Consider the following 9,275-nt stretch of genomic DNA (forward strand, 5'->3'; position numbering starts at 1 on the left):
CAACACGGTGGCCGGCGACAAGCAGCAAGCGGAAACAGCGGTGCCCGTCGAGGCACGGGAGAAGCACGCGCGGCTCGCGGAGCAGGTCGAGGAGCACCGCTTCCGGTACTACGTCAAAGACGCTCCCGTCATCAGCGACGCCGAGTTCGACCAGCTCCTGCGCTCGCTGGAGGCGCTGGAGGAGGAGTACCCGGAGCTGCGCACGCCCGACTCGCCGACCCAGAAGGTCGCCGTGGCGTACGAGACCGATCTCGCCGAGGTCGAGCACCGCCAGCGGATGCTCTCCCTCGACAACGTCTTCGACGACGAGGGGCTCGCCGCCTGGGCGGACCGCGTCGCCAAGGACGTCGGCGCCACCGGCCACCACTTCCTGTGCGAGCTCAAGGTCGACGGCCTCGCGGTCAACCTGACCTACGAGGACGGCAGGCTCACCCGCGCGGCCACCCGCGGCGACGGCCGCGTCGGCGAGGACATCACGCCCAACGTCATGACGATCGCCGAGATCCCGCACCGGCTGAACGGCGACCGCGTGCCGCGTCTGGTGGAGATCCGCGGGGAGGTCTACTTCCCCATGGAGGCCTTCCAGGACCTCAACGCCCGCCGGGTCGCGGCCGGCGAGAAGCCGTACGCCAACCCCCGCAACTCCGCCTCCGGTTCGCTGCGCCAGAAGGATCCCAAGGTCACCGCGACGCTGCCGCTGCACATGGTGGTCCACGGCATCGGCGCCCTGGAGGGGTACGAGGGCCTCACCCGCCTCTCCGAGGCCTACGAACTGCTGAGGTCCTGGGGCCTGCCCACCTCCCGGCACAACAGGGTCGTCGACGACCTCGACGGCGTCCGCGCGTTCATCGCCCACTACGGCGAGAACCGCCACTCCGTGGAGCACGAGATCGACGGTGTCGTCGTCAAGCTCGACGAGATCCCGCTCCAGGGCCGCCTGGGCTCGACCTCCCGCGCCCCGCGCTGGGCGATCGCGTACAAGTACGCGCCGGAGGAGGTCAACACCAAGCTCGTCAACATCCGGGTGGGCGTGGGCCGGACCGGCCGGGTCACGCCGTACGCGCAGGTCGAGCCGGTCACGGTGGCCGGTTCCGAGGTCGAGTTCGCCACCCTGCACAACCAGGACGTCGTCAAGGCCAAGGGCGTGCTCATCGGCGACACGGTCGTGCTGCGCAAGGCCGGTGACGTCATCCCGGAGATCCTCGGGCCGGTCGTCGACCTGCGCGACGGCAGCGAGCGCGAGTTCGTGATGCCCTCCGAGTGCCCCGAGTGCGGTACGCCGCTCAGGCCGATGAAAGAGGGCGACGTCGATCTGCGCTGCCCCAACGCGCGGGCGTGCCCGGCCCAGTTGCGCGAGCGCCTGTTCTACCTGGCGGGCCGCAAGGCACTGGACATCGAGCACTTCGGCTATGTCGCCGCGGCCGCCCTCACCAAGCCGCTGGAGCCCTCGGAGCCGCCGCTGAAGGACGAGGGCGACCTGTTCGACCTGACGGTCGAGCAACTGCTCCCCATCAAGGCCTACGTTCTCGACCAGGACAGCGGTCTGCCCAAGCGCGACCCGAAGACCGGCGAGGAGAAGGTCGTCACGGTCTTCGCCAACCAGCAGGGCGAGCCGAAGAAGAACGCGCTCGCGATGCTGGAGAACATCCGGGCCGCCAAGCAGCGCCCGCTCGCCCGTGTGCTCACCGGCCTGTCGATCCGTCATGTCGGACCGGTCGCGGCCCAGGCGCTGGCCCGGGAGTTCCGCTCCATCGACCGCATCGAGCGGGCCGGTGAGGAGGAGTTGGCGAACACGGAGGGCGTCGGCGCGATCATCGCCGCCTCGCTCAAGGAGTGGTTCGCCGAGGAGTGGCACCAGGAGATCCTGCGCAAGTGGCGGGAGGCCGGCGTCCGCATGGAGGAGGAGAGCTCCGGCGAGGACGAAGGCCCGCGCCCGCTCGAGGGGTTGACGGTCGTGGTGACCGGAACCCTCGAACAGTTCACCCGTGACGGCGCCAAGGAGGCGCTGCAGAGCCGGGGAGCGAAGGTGACCGGCTCGGTGTCGAAGAAGACCTCCTTCGTGGTCGTGGGTGACAACCCCGGTTCGAAGTACGACAAGGCGATGCAACTGAAGGTGCCCGTTCTGAACGAGGACGGTTTCGGCGTCCTTCTGGAGCGCGGGCCGGGCGCGGCGGCCGAAGTCGCGCTTCCGACCGGCGAGTAGCGGTTGAACTCCACCCGTTCGGCGCATACCAGATGCATACGGGTGGCCGGGGCGCATTCGGGCAACCGTCGGCGACCGCTGCCCGTGGAAGCCTTCTGCGGCCTACTGTTGAGCTGTGCGCCCGCCGTGCCCAACCGCGGTCGGGGCATCCCCGTGCTCGTCAGGAGTACGTGGAAGGGTTTTCCAGCGCGGTGCCGTCCAGGGGTTGTGGGGCATCGGGCCGCGTGGCGTGGGCACCGCCGGCTGTGAGAGGGACGGGAATGGAACCGACCGAGAGCGCCGCCCCGCACTCACGGCTGCGCCGGATGGCCGGCGCATGGCAGGGGAGACGGGGGCGGACGCCGGAGCGTCCGGGCGCGACGGAGCGCGCCGGACGCGTTGCCGCCGGACAGTACACCGTCGCCCGCGCCCGCGCCTCCGCACATATGGCCGTCGAACGTTTCTCCGGATTGCCCGGCGACGAACCCGAACGGCACCGGGTCCGCTCCGTGTTGCCCATGGCGATCGTCGCGGTGGCCGGGTCCGCGCTGAGCGCCGGCGTGTACCAGGCGTTCACCGACCACCACGCGCTCTTCCCGTCCGGCACGGCCGGCTGGTCCCTGGCCCTGCTCACCGGCGTCATCGTCGGTCACCTGGTCATGCTCGGCCGGGCCCGCTGGTGGGGCGGCACCGGCTCCGGCGCCACCCTCACCGTCGCCGTGCTGCTGCTCTACGGCTGGGTGCCCGCCGGCATGGTCAGCCTCACCGTCGTCGTCCTGGTCGGCATAGCCCGGCGCCACCACTGGCGGCAGGGCGTGCTGCACGGGTCGGTGGACATCCTCGGCATCGGCGCCGGCGGCCTGATGCTGGGCGCCTTCGGCCGCGTACCGACCGTGGAGAGCCCCTGGAACCCGGGCGGTTGGACCGCCTCCGCCCTGCCCCAGGTGGTGCTGGCGGCCGGCGCCTACCTCCTGGTCACCCGCGGCCTGCTGTGGTTCGTGCACCACTCCCGCAACGCCGGAGTGCCCACCGTCGCCCGCACCGCCGTGATCAGGCAGGGCCTGGTCGCCGTCGCCCTGCTCGGCATCTCCCCGCTGGTCTGCGTCGTCGCCGTGGCCAAACCGGTGCTGCTGCCGCTGTTCGCCGTCCCGCTGATCGCCCTCGACTCCACCCTGTGGATGGCCCGCGCCCGGGCCGAGGAGCAGCTGCGCGACCCGCTGACCGGACTGCCCAACCGGCAGTGGCTCCTGGAGCGCATCTGGACCGCCCTGGACGACGCCGAACGCATCGGCGCCCGGTCCGCGCTGATGCTGATCGACCTGGACCGGTTCCGTTCGGTCAACGACACACTCGGTCATCTCGCGGGGGACCGGCTGCTATTGCAGATCGCCGACCGGCTGCGGCAGGCGCTGCCGCGCGGGGCGGAGGCGGCGCGGCTCGGCGGCGACGAGTTCGCCGTGCTGCTGCCGGTCGCCGACTCCACGACGTCCGCGACCCGTATCGCCCGCGCCCTGGTCACCGTCCTCAGCTCCCCGCTCGACCTCGACGGGCTCACCCTGGTCCTGGAGGCCAGCGCCGGAGTCGCCGTCTTCCCCGACCACGCACTGGACGCCGAAGGCATGCTGCGCCGGGCGGATGTGGCGATGTACCAGGCCAAGCGGGACCGCACGGGCGTGGAGGTCTACGAGTCCAAGCGGGACTCCAACACCCCCGACCGGCTGGGGCTGCTGGGCGACCTGCGCCGGGCCCTCGACGCCCACGAGGTCCAGCTGCACTACCAGCCGAAGGTCCGTTTCGACGGGCAGGTCGCGGGCCTGGAGGCGCTGGTCCGCTGGGTGCACCCCGAGCGCGGCAAGGTGCCGCCGGACGAGTTCATAGCCATCGCCGAGTCCTCGGGTCTGATGCCCCATCTGACGGAGTACGTGCTGGAGACCGCGCTCGCGCAGGTCGCCCGGTGGCGGGCCCAGGGCCTGTACGTCCCGGTCGCGGTCAACGTCTCCCCGCGCGATGTGCACATCCCCGGGTTCGCCGGTTCGGTGGCCGCCCGGCTGGCCCGGCACGGCGTGCCGGCGGGAGCGCTCCAATTGGAGATCACCGAGCACGTCCTGCTGGAGGACCCGCAGCGGGCCGCCGACACCCTGCACGCGCTGACCGGGCACGGCGTGAAGATGTCCCTGGACGACTTCGGCACCGGCTACTCCTCGCTGGTGCACCTGCGCCGGCTGCCGGTGAGCGAGCTGAAGATCGACCGCTCGTTCGTGGCCCGGCTGGCGGTCGACACGGAGGACGCCGAGATCGTGCGCTGCACCGTGGACCTCGCGCATTCCCTGGGGTTACTGGTCGTCGCGGAGGGCGTCGAGGACGACGAGACCTGGGAACGGCTGCGGGACCTCGGCTGCGACGCCGTACAGGGCTGGCTCGTCGCGGCCGCGATGCCGCCGGAGGAGACGACTGCGTGGCTGCGGGCGCGCGGATCACGCGGCTGGCAGCGACCCGCCGCCGCGCTGCCCGCGGCGGCGGCCGACGAGTGACGCTCCCGCCCGTCCGCCGAGGGCTGGGAGCGGGCCGGGCCCGCCCTGCTCAACGCGTGCCCTGCGGCACGAAGCGCGCTCGTTGTACTGCTCAGTGCCGCACTGCTCTTCGCGCTGCGAGCACATCCGACATCCGACAGGGGGAGGCTCGTCATGTCGCTGTTCGTGCCGAAGTTCGACGAAACCGTGCTGGTCCGTGACGCTCGGGCCGAGGTGGTCGGCGGGGACCCCGTCGGTGTGAAGCTGCTGGCCGACAGCAGTGCGACCGGCGGCGCGCTGTCCACCGTGCGCGTCACCCTGGCCGAGGGCGCCGACGGGGCCCGGCCGCACCGGCACGACAACTCCGCCGAGATGTTCTTCGTCCTGGACGGGACCGCGGAGCTGCTCTCCGGCGACGACGTGGTCACCGCCGAGCGCGGTGACCTGGTCGTCGTCCCGCCGGGCCGACCGCACGCGTTCGCCGCCGCCCCCGGCCGCGGGGCCGATCTCCTCATCGTCATCACCCCGGGCGTCGAGCGCTTCGCGTACTTCCGCCACCTCCAGCGCATCCGCCTGGGCGAGGTCACTCCGGAGAGCCTGCTGGAGGTGCAGGACCTGTACGACAACCACTTCCTGAGCAGCCGGGCCTGGGACGCGCGCCGCTGAACGCCGGCCCCCGTGGGCGGGGTCCGGCAAACCGTTTCACGGCCACCCCGCCCCGCCCCATAGGATTGGGCCAAAGCACACGCACTCACCCAGAGGATCGCTGCATGCCTGGCATCACGCGCGAGGAGGTCGCCCACCTCGCCCGGCTGGCGCGTCTGGAGCTGAAGCCCGAGGAACTCGACCACCTCGCGGGACAGCTCGACGACATCATCGGCGCGGTGGCCCGCGTCAGCGAGGTCGCCGACCAAGACGTACCGCCGACCTCCCACCCGCTGCCGCTGACGAACGTCATGCGCGCGGACGAGGTCCGTCCGTCGCTCACCTCCGAGCAGGCGCTCTCCGGCGCCCCGGCCCAGGAGCAGCAGCGTTTCAAGGTGCCGCAGATCCTGGGTGAGGAGTGACAGCCGTGACGGACATGAACAGCATCATCAGGCTCACCGCCGCCGAGACCGCCGAGAAGATCGCCTCCGGCGAGCTGACGGCCGTCGAGGTCGCCGAGGCCCACCTGGCCCGGATCGAGGCCGTCGACGAGAAGGTGCACGCCTTCCTGCACGTCGACCGCGAGGGCGCGCTCGCCCAGGCCCGCGCCGTCGACGAGAAGCGGGCGCGCGGCGAGAAGCTCGGCCCGCTGGCCGGCGTGCCGCTCGCGCTCAAGGACATCTTCACCACCGAGGGCATCCCCACGACCGTCGGTTCGAAGATCCTCGAAGGCTGGATCCCGCCGTACGACGCGACGCTCACCAAGCGGCTGAAGGACGCCGACGTGGTGATCCTCGGCAAGACCAACATGGACGAGTTCGCCATGGGGTCCTCCACCGAGAACAGCGCCTACGGGCCCACCGGCAACCCCTGGGACCTCACCAGGATCCCCGGCGGCTCCGGCGGCGGGTCGAGCGCCGCGCTCGCCTCCTACCAGGCCCCGCTCGCCATCGGCACCGACACCGGCGGCTCCATCCGCCAGCCGGCCGCCGTCACCGGCACGGTCGGCGTCAAGCCGACGTACGGCGCGGTCTCCCGCTACGGCATGGTCGCCTTCTCCTCCTCCCTCGACCAGGGCGGCCCCTGCGCCCGTACGGTCCTGGACGCGGCCCTGCTGCACGAGGTGATCGCCGGGCACGACCCGCTCGACTCCACCTCCATCGACGAGCCGGTCCCGCCGGTCGTCGAGGCCGCCCGCAACGGCAGCGTCGCGGGCATGCGCGTCGGCGTCGTCAAGCAGTTCCGCGGCGAGGGTTACCAGGCCGGCGTCATCCAGCGGTTCGACGAGTCCGTCGAGCTGCTCAAGGAACTGGGCGCCGAGATCGTCGAGCTGGACTGCCCGTCCTTCGACCTGGCCCTGTCGGCGTACTACCTGATCGCGCCGTCCGAGTGCTCGTCCAACCTGGCCCGCTTCGACGGCCTGCGCTACGGCCTGCGCACCGGCGACGACGGCACGCGCTCCGCCGAGGACGTCACCTCCCTCACCCGTGAGGAGGGCTTCGGCGCCGAGGTCAAGCGCCGGATCATGCTCGGCACGTACGCGCTCAGCTCCGGCTACTACGACGCGTACTACGGCAGCGCCCAGAAGGTCCGCACCCTGATCAAGCGGGACTTCGACAAGGCGTTCGAGCAGGTCGACGTGATCGTCTCCCCGACGACCCCGACCACCGCCTTCGCGATCGGCGAGCGCGCCGACGACCCGATGGCGATGTACCTCGCCGACCTGTGCACCATCCCGACCAACCTGGCGGGCAACGCGGCCATGTCGCTGCCCTGCGGTCTCGCCCCGGAGGACAACCTCCCGGTGGGCCTGCAGATCATCGCCCCGGTGATGAAGGACGACCGCCTGTACAAGGTGGGTGCCGCCGTCGAGGCCGCCTTCGTGGAAAAGTGGGGGCACCCGCTGCTCGAGGAGGCTCCGTCGCTGTGAGTAAGGCACTCGCCAAGGCCAAGGGCTTCAAGAAGTCCAAGTCCGGTACGTACCTGTCCATGGCCACCACCGCGTTCGGCGCGGTGGGTGTCGCCAAGCAGATCAAGAAGGCCCGCGCCGAGCACGACACGCTGCGCCTGATCGACGCCACCGTGTCCGCCGTAGCGATCGTCACCGGCCTCGCCATCCTCTGCCGCGAGCTGAAGCGGCTGGGCGACGACGACGTCCTGCTGGGCTGAGAGGGAAGTTTTCACCGTGACCACCACGACCGACCTGGAGTCGTACGAGGACGCGCTGGCGTCGTACGACCCCGTCATGGGCCTCGAGGTCCATGTCGAACTCGGCACCGCCACCAAGATGTTCTGCGGCTGCTCGACCGCGCTCGGCGCGGAGCCGAACACGCAGACCTGCCCGACCTGTCTCGGCATGCCCGGCGCGCTCCCGGTCGTCAACGCGACCGGCGTGGAGTCCGCCATCAAGATCGGCCTCGCGCTGCACTGCGAGATCGCCGAGTGGTGCCGCTTCGCCCGGAAGAACTACTTCTATCCGGACATGCCGAAGAACTTCCAGACCTCCCAGTACGACGAGCCGATCGCCTTCAACGGCTACCTCGACGTGCAGCTGGAGGACGGCGAGACCTTCCGCGTGGAGATCGAGCGCGCTCACATGGAGGAGGACACCGGCAAGTCGACGCACGTCGGCGGTGCCACCGGCCGCATCCACGGCGCGTCCCACTCCCTGCTGGACTACAACCGCGCCGGCATCCCGCTGATCGAGATCGTCACCAAGCCGATCACCGGCGCCGGCGAGCGGGCTCCGGAGGTGGCCAAGGCCTACGTCCGTGAGCTGCGCGAGCTCATCCGGGCGCTCGGTGTGTCCGAGGCCCGTATGGAGATGGGCCAGATGCGCTGCGACGTCAACCTGTCGCTGATGCGCAAGGACGCCGACAAGTTCGGCACCCGCTCCGAGACGAAGAACGTCAACTCGCTGCGGTCCGTGGAGCGCGCGGCCCGCTTCGAGATCCAGCGGCACGCCGCCGTGCTGAACGGCGGCGGCACGGTGATCCAGGAGACCCGCCACTTCCACGAGGACACGGGGTCCACGACCTCCGGCCGCGTCAAGGAGGAGGCCGAGGACTACCGGTACTTCCCCGAGCCGGACCTGGTCCCGGTGGCGCCCTCGCGCGAGTGGGTCGAGGAGATCCGGGCGGCCCTGCCCGAGCTGCCGCTGGTCCGCCGTACCCGCCTCCTGACGGAGTGGGGCATCTCGGCCACCGAGATGCAGGCCATCCTCAACGCCGGTGCCCTGGACCTCATCGTCGCCACCATCGACGCCGGCGCCGACGCCGCGTCCGCCCGCAAGTGGTGGATGGGCGAGCTGGCGCGTGCCGCCAACGAGTCCGGCAAGGCGCCGGACGAGCTGTCGATCACGCCGGCGCAGGTCGCCCGGGTCACCGAGCTGGTCGCCAAGGGCGATCTGAACGACAAGCTGGCCCGCCAGGTCATCGAGGGCGTCCTCGCCGGCGAGGGCACCCCGGACGAGGTCGTCGACAAGCGCGGCCTGAAGGTGGTCTCCGACGAGGGCGCGCTGACGGCCGCCGTCGACGAGGCCATCGCCGGGAACCCGGCCATCGCGGACAAGATCCGCGGCGGCAAGGTGGCCGCGGCCGGCGCCCTGGTCGGCGCGGTCATGAAGGCCACTCGCGGCCAGGCCGACGCGGCCCGCGTCAAGGAGCTGATCCTGGAGAAGCTCGGCGTCGAGGGCTGAGCCCGCGAACCGTCTCGGAGGGTGCACCGGATCCGGTGCACCCTCCGAGGCATGCCGGTGCGGGGGGACGGGTCCGACCCCCCGTCGGTGCCGTCGGACAGAGGCGCTACGCTCCCGCGCCATGAGCTTGATGTTTAACCTCGGCGGTTCACCTGACCCGCTGATCTTGGTTCGTTCCCGGGACAGCAGGACGGCCGTTCTTCACGCTTCGAGGTGTCGAGCAACGTCGCGTGAAGGAACG

The 9,275-nt window shown here is 71.1% G+C and carries 7 protein-coding genes; all 7 read left to right on the top strand.

The annotated features are described in order from the left end of the window. The first annotated feature begins 7 nt into the window (after nucleotides 1-7). Complete coding sequence (gene ligA / locus ABZ818_RS34620) at nucleotides 8-2,203, top strand: NAD-dependent DNA ligase LigA (protein ID WP_361423688.1); 2,196 nt, start codon at nucleotides 8-10, stop codon at nucleotides 2,201-2,203. Nucleotides 2,204-2,463: 260 nt separating this feature from the next. Next, nucleotides 2,464-4,713 carry an EAL domain-containing protein gene (locus tag ABZ818_RS34625; RefSeq protein ID WP_361423691.1) on the top strand — a complete coding sequence of 750 codons (2,250 nt, stop codon included), beginning with the start codon at nucleotides 2,464-2,466 and terminating at the stop codon, nucleotides 4,711-4,713. Between the two features lie 153 nt (nucleotides 4,714-4,866). Further along, nucleotides 4,867-5,358: a cupin domain-containing protein gene (locus ABZ818_RS34630; RefSeq protein WP_361423694.1), complete on the top strand. Its 492-nt coding sequence runs from the start codon at nucleotides 4,867-4,869 to the stop codon at nucleotides 5,356-5,358. Between the two features lie 104 nt (nucleotides 5,359-5,462). After that, the gene (gatC, locus tag ABZ818_RS34635; RefSeq protein WP_100572135.1) at nucleotides 5,463-5,759 is read left to right on the top strand and encodes an Asp-tRNA(Asn)/Glu-tRNA(Gln) amidotransferase subunit GatC; all 297 of its coding nucleotides are present in this window, start codon (nucleotides 5,463-5,465) and stop codon (nucleotides 5,757-5,759) included. A 5-nt stretch (nucleotides 5,760-5,764) separates the two neighbouring features. Continuing rightward, the gene (gene gatA / locus ABZ818_RS34640) at nucleotides 5,765-7,267 is read left to right on the top strand and encodes an Asp-tRNA(Asn)/Glu-tRNA(Gln) amidotransferase subunit GatA (RefSeq protein WP_361423698.1); all 1,503 of its coding nucleotides are present in this window, start codon (nucleotides 5,765-5,767) and stop codon (nucleotides 7,265-7,267) included. Then, nucleotides 7,264-7,506, top strand: a complete 243-nt coding sequence (locus ABZ818_RS34645; protein ID WP_225079584.1) for a hypothetical protein — start codon at nucleotides 7,264-7,266, stop codon at nucleotides 7,504-7,506. The genes gatA and ABZ818_RS34645 overlap by 4 nt, the downstream gene beginning before the upstream one ends. A 16-nt stretch (nucleotides 7,507-7,522) precedes the next feature. Further along, nucleotides 7,523-9,034: an Asp-tRNA(Asn)/Glu-tRNA(Gln) amidotransferase subunit GatB gene (gene gatB / locus ABZ818_RS34650; protein ID WP_361423702.1), complete on the top strand. Its 1,512-nt coding sequence runs from the start codon at nucleotides 7,523-7,525 to the stop codon at nucleotides 9,032-9,034. The last annotated feature ends 241 nt before the right edge of the window (nucleotides 9,035-9,275 follow it).

The sequence above is a fragment of the Streptomyces sp. NPDC047453 genome (assembly GCF_040643155.1).
GTDB lineage: Bacteria > Actinomycetota > Actinomycetes > Streptomycetales > Streptomycetaceae > Streptomyces.